This is a genomic window from Paenibacillus solisilvae (assembly GCF_042656405.1).
GTDB lineage: Bacteria > Bacillota > Bacilli > Paenibacillales > Paenibacillaceae > Paenibacillus_Z > Paenibacillus_Z solisilvae.
Map to the genome: position 1 here is coordinate 1 of NZ_JBHSOW010000046.1, position 15,947 is coordinate 15,947.

13 protein-coding genes are annotated in these 15,947 nt (G+C 50.9%); 8 read left to right on the forward strand and 5 right to left on the reverse strand.

Annotation, left to right across the window (positions count from 1 at the left end; all coding sequences use genetic code 11):
* Positions 1–478: 478 nt before the first annotated feature.
* Entirely contained in the window at positions 479–1,708 is a 1,230-nt protein-coding gene (locus tag ACFPYJ_RS13660; RefSeq protein ID WP_379188707.1) for an MFS transporter, read from the forward strand.
* An 82-nt stretch (positions 1,709–1,790) separates the two neighbouring features.
* Complete coding sequence (locus ACFPYJ_RS13665; protein ID WP_379188708.1) at positions 1,791–2,309, forward strand: YfiT family bacillithiol transferase; 519 nt, start codon at positions 1,791–1,793, stop codon at positions 2,307–2,309.
* A gap of 69 nt (positions 2,310–2,378) precedes the next feature.
* On the opposite strand, the gene ACFPYJ_RS13670 is transcribed toward ACFPYJ_RS13665, so the two are convergent.
* Together ACFPYJ_RS13670 and yfbR are read right to left on the reverse strand one after the other, a co-directional pair.
* On the reverse strand, positions 2,379–3,410 hold the full coding sequence (locus ACFPYJ_RS13670; protein ID WP_379188709.1) for an SDR family oxidoreductase: 1,032 nt from the start codon (positions 3,408–3,410) through the stop codon (positions 2,379–2,381).
* Positions 3,411–3,512: 102 nt separating this feature from the next.
* Positions 3,513–4,127, reverse strand: a complete 615-nt coding sequence (yfbR, locus tag ACFPYJ_RS13675; RefSeq protein WP_379188710.1) for a 5'-deoxynucleotidase — start codon at positions 4,125–4,127, stop codon at positions 3,513–3,515.
* Positions 4,128–4,272: 145 nt separating this feature from the next.
* On the opposite strand from yfbR, the gene ACFPYJ_RS13680 reads away from it, so the two are divergent.
* From ACFPYJ_RS13680 to ACFPYJ_RS13695, 4 genes are all read left to right on the forward strand, one after another.
* A complete protein-coding gene (locus ACFPYJ_RS13680) occupies positions 4,273–5,817 on the forward strand; it encodes a fumarate hydratase (protein ID WP_379188711.1) in 1,545 nt (514 codons plus the stop codon).
* Between the two features lie 144 nt (positions 5,818–5,961).
* Positions 5,962–6,894, forward strand: a complete 933-nt coding sequence (locus ACFPYJ_RS13685) for a bile acid:sodium symporter family protein (protein ID WP_379188712.1) — start codon at positions 5,962–5,964, stop codon at positions 6,892–6,894.
* Between the two features lie 133 nt (positions 6,895–7,027).
* Positions 7,028–8,827 (forward strand): two-component system histidine kinase PnpS, encoded by a 1,800-nt coding sequence (gene pnpS / locus ACFPYJ_RS13690; RefSeq protein WP_379188713.1) that lies wholly within the window; start codon positions 7,028–7,030, stop codon positions 8,825–8,827.
* Between the two features lie 120 nt (positions 8,828–8,947).
* The gene (locus ACFPYJ_RS13695; protein WP_379188714.1) at positions 8,948–9,667 is read left to right on the forward strand and encodes a response regulator transcription factor; all 720 of its coding nucleotides are present in this window, start codon (positions 8,948–8,950) and stop codon (positions 9,665–9,667) included.
* Between the two features lie 21 nt (positions 9,668–9,688).
* Here the strand turns inward: ACFPYJ_RS13695 and ACFPYJ_RS13700 are convergent, their stop codons facing one another.
* From ACFPYJ_RS13700 to ACFPYJ_RS13710, 3 genes are all read right to left on the reverse strand, one after another.
* Complete coding sequence (locus tag ACFPYJ_RS13700) at positions 9,689–10,333, reverse strand: ThuA domain-containing protein (RefSeq protein WP_379188715.1); 645 nt, start codon at positions 10,331–10,333, stop codon at positions 9,689–9,691.
* Positions 10,327–11,049, reverse strand: a complete 723-nt coding sequence (locus tag ACFPYJ_RS13705; RefSeq protein WP_379188716.1) for an SDR family oxidoreductase — start codon at positions 11,047–11,049, stop codon at positions 10,327–10,329. The genes ACFPYJ_RS13700 and ACFPYJ_RS13705 overlap by 7 nt, the downstream gene beginning before the upstream one ends.
* 85 nt (positions 11,050–11,134) lie before the next feature.
* On the reverse strand, positions 11,135–11,965 hold the full coding sequence (locus ACFPYJ_RS13710) for a helix-turn-helix domain-containing protein (RefSeq protein ID WP_379188717.1): 831 nt from the start codon (positions 11,963–11,965) through the stop codon (positions 11,135–11,137).
* 118 nt (positions 11,966–12,083) lie between these two features.
* Here ACFPYJ_RS13710 and ACFPYJ_RS13715 point away from each other — a divergent pair, with 118 nt between their 5' ends.
* Together ACFPYJ_RS13715 and ACFPYJ_RS13720 are read left to right on the forward strand one after the other, a co-directional pair.
* The gene (locus ACFPYJ_RS13715; RefSeq protein WP_379188718.1) at positions 12,084–14,336 is read left to right on the forward strand and encodes an FAD-dependent oxidoreductase; all 2,253 of its coding nucleotides are present in this window, start codon (positions 12,084–12,086) and stop codon (positions 14,334–14,336) included.
* A 62-nt stretch (positions 14,337–14,398) separates the two neighbouring features.
* Positions 14,399–15,940: a response regulator transcription factor gene (locus tag ACFPYJ_RS13720; protein WP_379188719.1), complete on the forward strand. Its 1,542-nt coding sequence runs from the start codon at positions 14,399–14,401 to the stop codon at positions 15,938–15,940.
* Positions 15,941–15,947 lie beyond the last annotated feature (7 nt).

Genomic DNA, 15,947 nt, shown 5'->3' on the forward strand with positions numbered 1-15,947 from the left:
AAGGTTGAGCAGAATTAAACCCTCTGCTCAACCTTTTTTCAAGATTGCTGGTCATTTTTTAAGAAAGTGGACTGTCCTTTGGTGTGAATTTACATGCTTTTGGGACAGCCCCTTCTCATGTTTTATAGAGGGGCAGGGTTGTTAACCGATCGATAATGACTTGTTCCACGGCAGCGACGACATGCTTGGAAAGCCGGTTGGTGAAAGCCAAGCAGTTGTTATCTTCTTCTCTAATTGAAAGGAGCATAAGCCTTCGGCATATCGTCAAATTGTTTTATCGAAACGTCAAGCCCTGCATGCTGCCTTGAAGAGTTCAGACAGCTGTAAAAATAGTGATTTAGCGGAATAATTGAACCGCAAAGAAGGCAGGTGACGATTTTTCGGCTGGCGCGGGCCTGCGGAAGCGCTTCTAGGCGGTATGGCTGTGATACAATGACAACACTGGAAGAGCGTACCGTTCAAGGAGGCCGCAGATAGCATGCAAACTGGCATCAGGTTCAGATGGAATTCAGCAAAGGGTAATGCCGTTTCCCCGGAACTCCGGCTTGGAAGAGAAGCGATTACCGCGCTCATCATTCATGGCTGCTTTCAATTCGGTGCCTCGATGTCCGGGCTGTTTCTCAACTTATATTTATGGCGGCTCACTCAGGATTTGATGGTCAATGGCATGTACAACATTATCGTCTTTACCATTACGCCAATCTCGTTTGCTTTAGGGGGCTGGATTGCCAAACGGAAGGACCGGATGGTTACTTACAGGCTTGGGATCCTGATGATCGCTTTATTCTATTTGGCCGTTATTCTTGCACAGGAGAAGGTCGCGCAGTGGTATATGATATTTGCGGTCTTCAATGGAATGGCAGCAGGCTTCTATTGGACCGGATATTTGGTGCTTATGTATGACGTTTCGACCGAGAGCAACCGCATTCGCTTCCTTGCCATTAATATGGTCGTGTTCAATTCAGCGGGTCTGCTCGGACCGGCGCTCGCAGGCTTCATTATTCAATTAAACGAAGGGCTGAAAGGGTACATCATTACCTTCTCCATCGCCTTTATTATGTTTGTCGCAGCCTCCATTATCAGCTTTCGCATTCCAATGATGATATCGCATCACCGCATCTATTACTTGCGCTTAATGGGCTTGGTGATGAGGAAGAATGCCGTGTGGGTGAAGGGGCTCGCCGCTTTCTTCGTATTAGGCCTCTTTCAGGGGATCATGTTGTTTTTGCCCAATATCCTGCTGTTTCAGACTGTGGGGCGGGAAGATTGGGTCGGTTATCTGGGTGTCTTCTTCTCCTCGCTGACCGTCGCAACCGGCTATATTATTTCCCGTAAAGCAAAGAAGGAGCAGGTGCGCAAATATGTGCTGTACTCCTCAACGGGCATCCTCTTTGGGGCGGCCTTTCTATTACTGGATGTGAACGCGTGGACGGTGCTGCTGTTTATGATCGCCTTCTCGGTCTGCAACCCGCTGGCTGTGAATACGCTGACCTCCTATTATTACCGCTTAATGGGACAACTGCCGCTCAAAGGACAGCTGAAAGTGGAATCGGTTGTGATGCGCGAATTGTTTCTGAATACAGGCAGGGTATGCTCGATTTCAATCCTTCTCCTGGCGACGGATGATCTTAACTCCATGCTGCTCCCTTATGTCCTGGCAGGATCGGCATTGTTCCAATATGTGCACTTTTGGCTGATCAAGGAGTAGCATCGGCATGGCTGCAAACCGCATAGCTGAACAGCTTTACCAGCTGGTATAATAGAAGCAAAGTGGAGAGGAGCTGTTGCCTATGAATGTTAGGTTTCCAATTGGTCATTTCGAAACAAACGGTGACGTTACTGAAGCTCAAAGAGAGGCATGGATAAACGATATTGAGGAGCTTCCGTCTTTGCTGGCCGGCGCGGTGAAGGATCTTACGCAAGAACAGCTGGACACGCCTTACCGGGATGGAGGGTGGACGGTCAGGCAGGTGGTTCATCATATTGCAGACAGCCACATGAACAGCTACATGAGGTTTAAGCTGGCTCTGACAGAGGATAATCCTACAATTAAACCCTATTATGAGGATCGCTGGGCTGAGCTTACGTCCGGAGCGCCGATTGAGCTTTCATTAACTTTAATCGATGCATTACATCGAAAATGGGCTCTGCTGCTCAAGTCGATGAGCGGACCCGATTACGCCAGAAGCTTCTTCCACCCGGAATCACAGAAGACAGTGCGGCTTGATTATAACCTGGGTACCTACTCTTGGCATGGCAGGCACCACCTCGCCCATATCACTTCACTTGCCAAGCGGCTCGGCTGGTAAAAATAAAAACAGGCTGCAACCCCTGAGGGATTGCAGCCTGTTCCCGTTAGTCAGATTGAATGAGACGGTTTATAGGGAGCCGAATTTGATGGCTGTGTAAGTTGGTTTCGCTGACTCGTAGGCTGCAAGAATCTGATCCACATGCTCGTTCCAGGCAGCATCAACGGTACAAGCGTCCGGCCGGCTCTCGAAGGAAGCGACGGTTCGTTTAATGCCTTCAGCGAATGGAACGGTCGCTTTGAAGTCAGGAACGAACCGTTTGATTTTGCTGTTGTCAAAAACGCTGCTGACCGCTTTATCCCCGAGCAAGCCGCCGATGTAATCCTTGTCAAAGGCTGCGAGGAAGTCCGATGAGACGGGGACGAGAATAGGCTCTGCCCCGGCAGCCGCACCGATTGCAGCGTAGATTTGATTCCAGCTGAGCACCTCGTCGGAGGTGATATGGAAGGCTTCTCCGATCGCTTCACTATTGCCGAGCAGACCGACGAAGCCTTTAGCCAAATCCGTGTTATGAGTCATCGTCCACAGTGACGTCCCGTCCCCGTGCACGATGATTTTCTGGCCGCGCCGGATCCGGTCGATTAACGACCACGGATGCCGCCAGCTGTTAACGGATGCAGGGATCATCGAATCCCCGTATGTAAAGGATGGGCGTACAATCGTCACCGGAAAGCCCGAGCTGCGGTAAGCCTCCATGAACAGCTCCTCTGATGCGATTTTATCTCGGGAATACTGCCAGAATGGATTAGCCAGCGGCGTTTCCTCGGTTACGATATAATGCTGCGGAGGCTTCTGATAAGCGGAAGCGGAGCTGATATAGATAAATTGCCTGGTACGGTGACGGAACAGCTCGATGTCAGTCTGTGCATGCGCAGGCGTGAAGGAGATCCAATCAACGACCGCATCGAATTCATAACCTTCAAGCGCTGCGGCGGCAGCCTCGCGGTCCCGGATATCACCTTGAATGATCCGTGCCCCCTCAGGAGCCCATTCATTGCGCAAGCCTCGATTGAACAGATACAGCTCATGTCCTTGTTCCACTGCTAATTTCGATACAGCTTCGCTGATCAGTCCGGTGCCGCCGATGAATAATAATTTCATTTTCATACGCTCCTTTGTCGTCTCGTTTCGTACTTATTTGCTGAATTAGGGATAGAGCAGTACGCCTGCAGCGATGGATTCCTCCATCGCTGCAGGTAAGAATTAAGAAGATGACTCACTCTCTGACAGCTCATCCAGAGTCATGCCGAAGCTTGGTGCCATGTTCGTCAGGAACCAGTCGACCTCCGGCATTGCGAGCTTGGCAAGCGCCTGCTCTGTTTGGCCTTTGGCAACGGCAAATTCGCGATTGCCCGAAGACAGCTCGGACAAGCATTTGAGATAGGCATCAAGCAGGTCGGCTGCCTTGACCATCCGGTGCAGCTCCGCATCGGCAGCCCCGGCAAGCGCGTCATGGCCGTGAATAAGCGGCGCGTACGCTTCCTTCAGCTCCGGCGGCGCCATGGCGAGCAGCCGCTCAGCGGCCATAGCCTCGATCTCGCGGAAATTCGCGAGCATCTTCGGGTTGTGATGTTTGACCGGCGTTGGGATATCGCCGGTGAAGACCTCGGTGACGTCGTGGAACAGCGCCATCGTCGTGGCACGGTCCGCATTTAGCGACCGTCCGAACTGGCGGTTGCCGATTTCGCACAGCATGTGCGCGAGGAGCGCGACATGATACGAGTGCTCGGCGACATTTTCACGCGTCGTGTTGCGCATGAGACTCCAGCGTTCAATATATCTGAGCCGGTACAGGTAGGCGATAAAATGGCTTTCCATAGGCAGTCTCTCCTTCAATATTCTATGGCTTGCTTCGAAAACCTCCATCGTTTCGCAACATCAAGGCGGTATTCCGGCTAGTTTGTATATGTTATTATATAATTAATGTTACAATGCGACTATAGAGAGGAGCTAGCACTACTTTATGCAACATTTTGAACAGAGCGTTTATAACCTTATCGTAGAAACATCCACCAATCTTCCGGGTGACGTGCGTAAAGTCATCCAAGCGGCTCAAGAAGCGGAGGATCGCGCTACGCGCGCAGGCCTTTCCTTATCAACCATTGCGACTAACATTGAGATGGCGGAGACGAATGTTTCGCCAATCTGTCAAGATACGGGGATGCCGACCTTCATCGTTCATACACCAGTCGGAGCAAACCAAATCATTATGAAGCAGCAGATCCGCAGCGCCATTGCCCGCGCGACGAAAGACGGAAAGCTTCGCACAAACTCGGTTGATTCGCTGACCGGCTCGAACACAGGCGATAACCTGGGACCGGGAACGCCGGTGATCCACTTTGAACAATGGGAGAAAGAGGATGTCGATGTCCGTCTCATTCTCAAAGGCGGCGGCTGTGAGAATAAGAATATTCAGTACAGCCTGCCGGCAGAGATTGAAGGTCTAGGGAAAGCAGGCCGCGATCTTGATGGAATCCGCAAATGCGTCATGCATGCGATTTATCAAGCACAAGGCCAGGGCTGCAGCGCTGGTTTCATCGGCGTGGGCATCGGCGGAGACCGCACGACAGGCTACGAGCTTGCGAAGCAGCAGCTTTTCCGCCATGTTGAAGATACGAACCCGATTCCTGAGCTTCAGCAGCTGGAAGAATATGTGATGGAGAACGCCAATAAGCTTGGCATCGGTACGATGGGCTTCGGCGGTGCAGTCACACTGCTGGGCTGTAAAGCCGGCGTCATGAATCGTCTGCCTGCCAGCTTCTTCGTCTCCGTTGCATACAACTGCTGGGCTTACCGCCGTCAAGGCGTCCTGCTGAATGCGGAGTCCGGCGAAATTAAAGAATGGATTTATCCAAGCGGCTCCGATACGCCGATGAAGCTTGCTGCCGCAGATGCTGCTGCCGAAGCGGTAACGGAACAAGCGGAACGCCGCGAGGTTGTGCTGAACACGCCGATTTCCGAAGAGCAAATCCGCAGCCTGAAGGTTGGGGATATCGTTATTATCAATGGCGAAATTCATACAGGACGCGATGCGCTGCATCATCATCTGATGAGTCATGATGCACCGGTCGACTTGAATGGAGCGGTTATTTATCACTGCGGACCGGTTATGCTCAAGGATGAAGCGGGCTGGAAAGTGAAAGCCGCAGGACCGACAACGAGCATCCGCGAGGAGCCTTACCAAGGCGATATTATTAAGAAGTTTGGCATTCGGGCGGTTATCGGCAAAGGCGGTATGGGAGCCAAAACATTGGCGGCGCTTCAAGAGCATGGCGGCGTTTACCTCAACGCGATCGGCGGTGCTGCGCAGTATTATGCGGAATGCTTCAAGAATGTTAATGGCGTGGATTTCATGGAGTTTGGTATTCCAGAGGCGATGTGGCATCTGCAAACCGAAGGCTTCGCAGCAATTGTAACGATGGATTCGCATGGCAGCAGTCTGCATGCAGAGGTAGAAAAGGACTCTTTTGCTAAGCTTGCCCAATTTAAAGAGCCTGTATTTAAATAATATACCATTCATTCTTCTATTCTTGCCGGTTCATTGGCGCTGCCGGCTGCGGCCCGCTGTGAACCGGCACCTACATCGAAAGTAAATGAGGGATGCGGTACGCGCAGCTTCGGGATAGCCTTTAATCGAAGATTTGAACAATGGATGTTTCTTATTATCCCTGGATCCCTTGTCCTGGGATTCTTTTTTTCCTCACCGCTCCACCAGTTTGTGCCGGCTGTTCCTTATTTATTCGCTTATGTGACGCTGACTATGGCTATCGGCTGCGGTCTGCGGCAGCTGCGTACGGTCATGAGACGGCCTGGAGTTATGGTGCGGACGTTCATTCTTGCCCATATCCTCTCGCCGTTGATTGCCTACGGATTAGGAGCGCTGTTATTCGGCGTCGATTCTCCCTATGTGGTGGGTCTGGTTCTATTCACGATAATCCCCCTTGGCGTCTCAACCGTGTTATGGGTGGGCATGTCGGAAGGCAGTGTGCCGCTGATGCTCGCCATGGTTGTCATTGATTCGGCATTAAGCCCCTTTGTCGTGCCGGCTGGCATACATCTGTTATTCCGTACCGCTGTTGAGACGGATACCATGCAGATGATGGGGGACCTGCTTATTATAATCGTTGCACCGACGGTTCTTGGCGTCCTTCTTTTCGAGCTGACGAAAGGGCGCATTCAGCCCTTGGTGCAGCCGTTCGCGGCACCTGTATCGAAGCTTTGCTTCGTGGCTGTCGTTTCCTTGAATGCGGCTGCGATTGCCCCGTATACAGATATGCTGCGGGGAGACCTGTTTCGCCTAATTCCGCTTGCAGTCGTTATGGTTGGGTTATGCTATGCAGTAGGGTACTTCGGCACCTCTCATTACCGCAATCAGGAAATTCAAGTTACTGTCTCCTATGCAACCGGGATGCGCAACATTTCGCTTGGAATTGTTCTTGCGCTTGGCTATTTCAGTCCGCTCGCCGCCGTACCCGTGGTGCTGTCTATATTAATTCAACAGCCTCTCGCCACGCTTCATCATTTCGTTTTACAAAAGCTTAATAATCGAAGGACTGGCGCTGGCGCTCAGGGACAGGTACGATAAGGGACGATAGAATACGATAGGCAAGCGTTGAGCGACAAGAACAGATTCCGCCTTGGAGGCAAAAGCAGCAAGAGCGGGCTCGCAAATGGAGGCAATGCGGGATGAACAGTATTCGCGTTGGAGGTAAGGCGACATGAGCAGTTTTCGTACACGGCTGACGTTAATCCTCATTGCTATGATTGGACTATCGGTGCTGGCAGGCGGATTATTTATGGGCAAGACCTTTAAGGATAACCACATGGATGCGCTGCAGGAGAATATGGAGCGCGAGATTGGGATTATTTTGGATCAAATGGATTGGCGGACGGGTGAGCCTGATGCTCTATTCGGCTACTATACGCAGAAGGCCGAGAAGCTGAAGAAGCTTACAGAGTCGCGGGTCACCTTCATAAGAGGGGATGGCGTTGTGCTTGGCGATTCAGATCATGACCCAAAGACGATGGACAACCATCTGACACGGGAAGAGGTCATTAAAGCGAAGAAGAACGTTGTTGGGCGCTCAATCCGGCGCAGTGACACAACCAAAGAGAATTTGATTTATGTGGCCAAGCTCGTCGATCCGGCGAATCCGAACTCCGATATTATCCGGTTGGCGCTAAGTCTTAAGACAGTGGATAAGAGTATCCAGCGTATTTGGTCTACGCTTGGTATCGGCTTGCTCATTTTGTTTGTGGCTGCTGCTCTGATCAGCTACCGGGTTGCCAGCGGATTAACGAAGCCGCTTGAGCAGATCACGAGAGTATCCAAACGGATTAAGAATCTTGATTATAAAGCCCGGGTAACGGTACAAAGGAATGATGAAATCGGGGAGCTCGGTCTGGCTATTAATGCAATGGCGGATAGCTTGCAAGTTCAAATGGCCCGTATCCATCAGAATGAGAGTCAGCTGGCCAGTGTACTGGACAATATGATTAACGGGATTATTATGATTGATCGGACCGGTAAGATCGGTCTTATTAACCGATATGCGGAAGATCTGTTAGGGCTCTCTGCCCGTGATCTTGTCGGCCGAAGCTATGGAGAAGCGAAGCAGCAGTATGAGCTGTCGCAGATTATTCAAGACGGGCTTGAGCGCAGAGAACATTTGCGTGAGGAAATTACGTTTTATTTTCCGGAGGAGCGGCTGCTTGATCTGAATTTGGTGCCGATCTTCGAGGAGAATGAGGAGTTTGGCGGCGTGATGCTTGTGCTGCAGGATGTTACAGCCATCCGCCGGCTTGAAAGGATGCGAAGCGAATTCGTCGCGAACGTCTCACATGAGCTGAAGACGCCGGTAACGGCGGTAAAAGGCTTCGCTGAGACGCTGCTTGGCGGTGCGGTGGATGATCCGGAGACGGCCCGTTCCTTCCTGCAAATTATATTTGATGAGAGTGACCGTCTTAACCGATTGATCGGCGATATTCTGGAGCTGTCGAAGATCGAATCCCGCCGTGTACCGCTGCAGTTTTCGCCAATCGAGCTTTCAACCTTCATCAATAAGACGGTTGAGCTGATGGGCTCGGAAGCGGTGCGCAAGAATATCCGAATCTCCGTAAAGACGGAGCCGGATATCTATGTGGAAGCGGATGAAGACCGTCTGCGTCAAATCATTATGAATTTATTGGCTAACGGTATCAGCTATACACCTGATGGCGGTCATGTATCCATTCAGGTCGAACCGGTCAATAGTCTTGGCATCGGGGATGAGATGGATTATGATCATATCCGGATTCACATATCAGACACAGGAATTGGTATACCGAAGAAGGATTTGCCGCGCATTTTCGAACGCTTCTACCGTGTGGATAAGGCCAGATCGCGGAGTTCAGGCGGAACGGGGCTTGGGCTGTCGATCGTGAAGCATCTGGTCGAGCTCCATAGAGGCTCTATTTCCGTGGACAGCAAGGTGGGCAGCGGCTCAACATTCACGATAGAGCTCCCTGTTATTCAGTAACGCGGCAGATGTATACAGACATGGAAAAAGGTTTACCCTTATTCTATTGAATGATATGATAAGTTTTGAAAGATCGTGTAAATCGCGTAAGCAGATCAAGCGCGGAAGCTGGGGGTCACCATGACACAAAAAGTGCTGGTTATTGAAGACGAGCCGACACTGGCCAGATTGCTCTCTTATAACCTGACGCAGGAAGGGTACGACACGACAGTGATCGACCATGGTGCGGAAGGCTTACAAGTAGCAATGCAGCGTTCGTTTGACTTAATTATTCTAGACATCATGCTGCCAGGCATGAATGGATTTGAAATACTGTCCAGGCTGCGGCAGAGCGGTAACGTGACACCGGTTGTGGTTCTGACTGCACGTAATGCGGAAGAAGAAGTGGTGCAGGGGCTCAAACGCGGAGCAGACGACTATATTACGAAGCCGTTTGGTGTTGCGGAACTGCTCGCCCGTGTGTCTGCCGTGCTTCGCAGGACAAGCTCAGAAGAAGGCAAAATGACCGAATCGAATGATAAAGTCATCACGGCCGGCGATCTGTCTATATTCCCGGAGCGTTACGAGGTCGTTCTGAACGGAGATTCGATTCCGCTGCGCCCGAAGGAATTCGAAGTGCTGCTGTATTTGGTACAGCGCCCTGGAATGGTTATTACGCGCGACGATCTGATGAACGTAGTGTGGGGATTTGATTACATCGGCGGTCAGCGTACGGTTGACGTTCATGTGAGTTCTTTGCGCAAGAAGCTGGAGCTCGGCCAGCAGTCGGTACAGATTGAATCCATCCGTGGAGTCGGCTACAAGCTCGTTATGCCAAAAAAGCTCGGAACATCGAAGTAATCGATGTTCCGAGCTTTTCGTTTATTCAAGCGAGACCAGCCAGTCCGCACTGCTGCGGATGAGAGTGCGATAAGCTTCCTGCTGGAAGGAGGGCAGAGAATGACCGGGCATCAAGTAGACAAACCTGCCCTTCCCATAGCTCGCGGTCCATGCTGCCGGCTTGATTTCTCCATCCAAGGTATATGACAAAAGTATAGTGAGGTCGTCTTTCAAGGGAGAATGAAATTGGAATAAGTAAGGCTCATCCTCCATAGAGAAAGGCCGGGTGCCCTGCATAATCGGATGATCCGCAGCAGTCGGATGGAAATTAAGCAGCTGATAGGGAGGATGTCCGGTGAAGCGTGCACCGACCATCTTGCTGAATTCCTCCCGGACCTGCAGGGAAATCCCGTTGTGGATGACCAGCAGCTTTCCGCCTGCCGATACATACGACAAGAGGCCGGTTATCTGCTCGTCTGCGACCTCTCCCCGGAAGCAGTCCGTACAGCTGATGAACAGGTCATATCGGTTCAGCTTTTCGGTGCTCAATACGTTATAATCCTCTGTGCTGTCCAGTACATAGTTATCCCCGAGAATAGAGCGAAGCTCTGATTCTATGCTTACAAGCGGATGGTAGGGAGCTCGATCACCGTTATCTCCAAGTACAATAGCGTGTTTGTTTACCATGGCCATACCTCTCCTGAATAATCAATGAAAATAGGCTTTTCCGCCGGTTCCGGGGTTGCTTTCACAATCAACTCAGCCAAATAAGCTGCCGATTGATCCGCAGTCAGATCGCCGACCTCGCTTAATACACCGCTCATGTAGGTTTTCACCCAGCCGGGATGAAGAATCAGGACTTGTCCGCCATGCTGCTTCAAGTCATTATGAAGAACCGCGGACTGCATATTCAAGGCTGCCTTAGACATACAGTAGCCATACCAGCTGGTTCTCGAGGTTGCTGCTATGCTGCCGGCCTCCGACGAAATATTGACAATACGCTTCGTTTTGCCGGCAAGCAGCAGCGGCATAAGAGCATGCGAGACCCGGAGCGGCCCCAGCGCATTGACGTTGTAGACCTGCATCATATTATCAAAAGGCAGCGGGTCATGGACAGTCGCTGTTGTATCGCCAACAATTCCTGCGTTATTGATGATGATATCCAGAGCAGAGGTATAGGTGCTGATTACCTCCGCGGCCTCGGCAGAACTTTGATCACTCGTTACATCGAGAGAGACGCTCAGGAGCCGGCCTTCGTAATGCTCCGCCAGAGCGTCCAACTGATTCACCTCAGGCATGTTTCTGCCCGCGATGACGCGATAACCTTTTTCCAGAAAATTCTTGGTTAAAGCGAAGCCGAGTCCTCTGTCGGCACCTGTTATGAAGACATGTGATTGGTTCAAGTCTTGGGTCTCCTCCTTCCTTTCGTCGAATGTATTTCAAGAATGATAGCGTTTACCGTCTATTGTACCATTTTAGCAGGCGGCATTACACACGGTTCATCTTCCGATATACAGATGGGCTTATCTTCATAATTTTAGTAAACACCCGGCTTAAGTAAAAGCCGTTACTGAATCCGCATGCTTGTGCAATCTGCTCCAATGGCAAATAGGTTTCATTCAGCAGCGATTTTGCTTTCTCCAGCCGAACATGAATGAGATAGCTTGAAGGTGTCACCCCGGTGCTTTTACTGAATCTGCGGCTAAGCTGTACGGGACTGATACCGAGATCATTCGCAAGCTTAAGCATGCTTATTTCCCCGCAGCCGTTCTGTTGAATATACAGCTTCGCCCGCTCCATTAGAGGATCAGCTGGTTGTGCTTCTATATCGGTCGCGGCGGCTTCAGTCTGTTGACAGAAGAACCATATATCGTTTAGAGCATGATTCTGCCAATGATGCAACAGATCTCCCCCTGCCTCGGCATACAGCTTGAAGAACTTCAGATTGTCGGCCAATCGTTCCAGATGCCGAATGTTCAGTTTATGATCGGATAGGGCTAATTGGGACCGGAAGATTTGTTCATCCTCGATCTTTTTCGAAGGCTCGCCTGAGAAGGAGCCAAGCGTGAAACCAATGAAATGAAAGGAGAGTGCGCTTATAACGCGGCGGTGAAAGTCAACGCCTGGCGGACAGACAACCACGTCTCCCATCTGGGCTGAGGCCTCTACAGTGCCAATTCGATAAGAGAAACTTCCGCTTTCCACAGCGAAGAGAATCCAGAGATCATAGGTATCAACGCTAAATTGAAATTGGGGTTTCTTCTCCCAAAAGATATGATGATTAAGCATGGGATACAGACTGGTGCTTAAAAGTGTCATTTCCTAGACGTCCCCCTGCTGAAATAAAGTGTATGGAATTATGATAACGCAAGGCATGTTAAATAACTATCCTCTCGTTTATGATGAAATCAAATTTATCCGTTGGAGGGGAATTGGAATGAAGCTGGAACATGTGTTTGCAGATATTACTGTTATTGGTGGTGGTCTGGCAGGAGTTTGCGCCGCCGTGGCTGCCGCACGTCTTGGCCAGAAGGTGTCACTCATTAATAACAGGCCTGTACTTGGAGGTAATTCCAGCAGTGAGGTCCGGGTGTGGGTATGCGGCGCTACGGCGCATGGAACGCAGCGGTATGCCCGGGAAACCGGCATTATGGGGGAAATGTTCGTCGAGAACCAATACCGGAATCCCGAAGGAAATCCTTACCTATGGGATCTTATTGTGCTGGAGACCGTTCGAGCGGAGAAAAATATCCAATTGTTTCTGAGCACGGATGTACATGAGGTGGAAGCCGGCGGAGCAGTCGATGATCGGGTCATTCATTCGGTCACGGGCTGGATGATGGGATCGGAGAGAAAAATCAGGTTTGAAAGTAAAGTGTTCATTGATTGCACCGGAGACGGGCTCGTCGGTTTTCTGGCAGGCGCCAAATATCGAATCGGCCGTGAGGCCAGGGATGAATATAAGGAAGACTGGGCGCCCGAAACCGCCGATGACATTACGCTGGGAAGCACGCTTCTTTTCTATACGAAAGAGGCTGACCGGCCGGTTAAATATATTCCGCCCAGCTTTGCCAAGGACATCACGCAAACGACAATACCCATGAAGAGAGTCATCCGCAGCGGAGACTCCGGCTGCCATTACTGGTGGATCGAATGGGGCGGCGAATTGGATACGGTCCATGATAACGACCGCATTCGCGATGAGCTGTGGTCGGTAATCTACGGCATCTGGGATTATATTAAGAATTCAGGCAAGTTTAGTGCCGATAAGATGACGCTTGAATGGGTGGGGGCGATTCCCGGCAAGCGGGAATACCGGCGGTTTGAAGGTGATTATATGCTGAATCAGAATGATATTATTGCGCAGGAGCCCTTTGAAGACCGCATTGCCTTTGGCGGCTGGTCAATCGATCTTCATCCTCCCCAAGGCATGTATGCCCAAGAGAGCGGGTCGAAGCATTTGTTCTCGGATGGCATCTATCACATCCCGTTTCGGAGCCTGTATTCGAGTAATGTCCGCAATATGATGTTCGCCGGCCGCGATATTAGTGCTACTCATGTTGCGTTTGGCACGACAAGGGTTATGGCGACCTGTGCGGTAATCGGTGAAGCTGCTGGAAGCGGGGCTGCGGTATCCATAATGAAAGGAATTACGCCGCGGATGCTTCACCGTGATCACATGAACGAGCTGCAGCAGATCATGCTTCGTCAGGATGCATCGATTATCGGAATTGCAGGTGATGACCCGGATGATCTGGCGAAATCCGCCCATGTCACAGCATCCAGTACGCTTGATCGGATTGCGATCGATACGAATGCGTATATCCGCCCGCTTGATAAGGATATTGGCATTCTGTTTCCCGTACAGCCCTCGCTTGAATCGGTCGAACTGCTCTTGGATGCTGCGCAGGCGACAACGCTCGAGGTGGAGCTGTGGCATACCGGTAAAGGAGAAAATTATGTACCGCGGGAATTGATAACGAAAGCAGCTGCCTTAGTGGATGCGGGCAGCGAACAATGGGTGAAGCTCGCACTGCTCTGGAAGCCGGATGCAGCGAGAAATGCTTTTCTCATTGTGAAAGCCAATGAAGCGATCACGCTGCATGGATCGGATAAGCCGTTAACCGGTGTGCTTTGCTTCGAGAAAGGAGCGAAGCCCATTGTATTCAGTATGCTTGAGGATCATCAGCCAGACCAGCCGGTTGTGCAGTGGAGCATGCGCAATTGGATCAGGCGGCCGTTATGCATGCAGGTAACGCCGAATACGGAGGCTTACGCAGCAAGCCAGGTTACAGACGGGTATATTCGGCCATTCGCAGGACCGCATATGTGGCTGTCCGGAAATATGAATACGGATGAGCCGGAGTGGATCAAGCTGGAATGGGAGCATGAGAAGGAGATCGGGGAAATTCATATCACCTTTAATGATGATGTCAATGAAGATCTCATTAACCTGCACCATCATCGGACGCCTTTCGATACGATACCTGAGGTTGTGCGGGCCTATCGGATCCAGGCTCTTATTAATCAGGATTGGGTAACGGTTGCAGCCAAGCAGGATAATCATAAACGCAAGAACGTGCATCAACTCGACAGCAAGATCACTTGCAAGCAAATCCAAATATGGATCGACAGCACGAATGGAGGGACGAGAGCGGAAGTTGCCGAAATCAGAGTGTATGCTCTATAATTAGATGTAAATGATAGCGTTTTCATAACGAGGCATGAAGCGATTTGAAAGGAGGGGGTATCGTGACCGTGAAGCCGTTGAACGTCCTGATCGTCGACGATGAGCTTCCCCTGAGGCAGGAGCTTCGGAGTTTTCCATGGGAGGCATGCGATGCCGTATTAGTCGGCGAAGCCAGCAATGGCGATGACGCTCTTCGCATGTGTGAGAGCTGCGCGCCTGATCTTGTGATCACGGATATTACGATGCCGATCATGGATGGAATTACGCTTATCCGCGAAATCCGAAAACGATATCCAGCTATTCAAATCATATTGCTGACCTGCCACAGTGACTTTCATTATGTTCAAGAAGCGCTCCGGCTTGGAGCGCTGGAATATCTATTGAAAGTGTCGATGGAGGATGAAGAGCTGAGGCAAGCGATCTCCAAAGTAAGAAGCGCGATCATCAAAGAACGCAATTCTCAGGATAATGAAAAGGCCGGGCGGCGGCTTATTCAGGCAGCCGCATTCGGCAAGCTGCTCCATGGGCATGTGCTCAGCAGCTCCGATTGGCAAACCATCCCGCTGCAGGAGGAAGGATACTGCGTATTGGCCGGTGTTGTTCTTAATGCCCCGAATGCGGTTTACCTTGCAGAGAGGCACCGGGTTGAGCAGCAATTGACAGAGATGGAGAGATCCGATCCAAGCTGGTTAACTTGGGTGTCCATACGGGAGAAGGAATATTTCGTCCTCATATCCATGCAGCATGCTTCGCAAGCCGTTGACCAATCATTTGCCGGTGTCGTGGAGATCATAGCCGGCTTGCTGCAGGGGGAAGAAGGGACACCCAGCCCCTTCATAACCGCACAGGCGATTGTAAGCGAGCCGTTCAAGACTAGGGAAGAATTTACGCAGTTTCTGGTCGACTCGGCGCAGTGGAAGGAAGCACTCTTTTACGACAGTCTCACGGAAAGTCATGTTTTCACCCGCAGAGCGCAGCAGCTGAAGGATATGACGGATAAACAGACCCATGAAATGAATGAGATCCTGCGTAAGTCCAGCTGCTCCATAACAAGCTTGGTAGAAAGCCTGGAGGAGAACTTTGCCCCTTGGTGCCAGGCGCAGCGGATTCGGCCCAATCAGCTCAAGCAGCGGACGCTGAACTGGCTGATGGAATGGCTGAAGGGGCAGCAAGGCTGCGAGCTGGACAGCGCAAGCATGACGCAATTGTTGGCATCGCAGACCTTAGCTCAAATGATTGCCTGTCTAAAGCGGGATATCGAAGCTGCGGAGAGCAGAAAAATAGGCTCAAGAATCGAGATCCGCTCCGCCGTTCAATGGATCAAGGATCATATGCAGCAGTCAATCTCCCTTACGATTCTTGCCGATCAGGTTGGCTTAAGCCCGCATTATGTGAGCCGTCTGTTTCGTGAGGAGACAGGCTGCTCGGTCAATCAGTATATTACAAGGCTGAGAATGGAGAAGGCAGTCGAGCTGCTGAAGCGAACGAACAAGAAGGTTTATGAAATTGCCGAAGAGGTCGGAATCCCAAACTATCGCTATTTCACGGTTACATTTCGCAATTGGACCGGGGTGTCTCCCACGGATTATAAAAGGCATGTATAAGCAGATC

Bases quoted from the DNA above. Each gene is read 5' to 3' on its own strand.
- ACFPYJ_RS13695 (WP_379188714.1), top strand. From the start codon at position 8,948: ATGACACAAAAAGTGCTGGTTATTGAAGACGAGCCGACACTGGCCAGA.
- yfbR (WP_379188710.1), bottom strand. From the start codon at position 4,127: ATGGAAAGCCATTTTATCGCCTACCTGTACCGGCTCAGATATATTGAA.
- ACFPYJ_RS13680 (WP_379188711.1), top strand. From the start codon at position 4,273: ATGCAACATTTTGAACAGAGCGTTTATAACCTTATCGTAGAAACATCC.
- ACFPYJ_RS13700 (WP_379188715.1), bottom strand. From the start codon at position 10,333: ATGGTAAACAAACACGCTATTGTACTTGGAGATAACGGTGATCGAGCT.
- ACFPYJ_RS13670 (WP_379188709.1), bottom strand. From the start codon at position 3,410: ATGAAATTATTATTCATCGGCGGCACCGGACTGATCAGCGAAGCTGTA.
- pnpS (WP_379188713.1), top strand. From the start codon at position 7,028: ATGAGCAGTTTTCGTACACGGCTGACGTTAATCCTCATTGCTATGATT.
- ACFPYJ_RS13665 (WP_379188708.1), top strand. From the start codon at position 1,791: ATGAATGTTAGGTTTCCAATTGGTCATTTCGAAACAAACGGTGACGTT.
- ACFPYJ_RS13710 (WP_379188717.1), bottom strand. From the start codon at position 11,965: ATGACACTTTTAAGCACCAGTCTGTATCCCATGCTTAATCATCATATC.
- ACFPYJ_RS13685 (WP_379188712.1), top strand. From the start codon at position 5,962: ATGTTTCTTATTATCCCTGGATCCCTTGTCCTGGGATTCTTTTTTTCC.
- ACFPYJ_RS13660 (WP_379188707.1), top strand. From the start codon at position 479: ATGCAAACTGGCATCAGGTTCAGATGGAATTCAGCAAAGGGTAATGCC.
- ACFPYJ_RS13715 (WP_379188718.1), top strand. From the start codon at position 12,084: ATGAAGCTGGAACATGTGTTTGCAGATATTACTGTTATTGGTGGTGGT.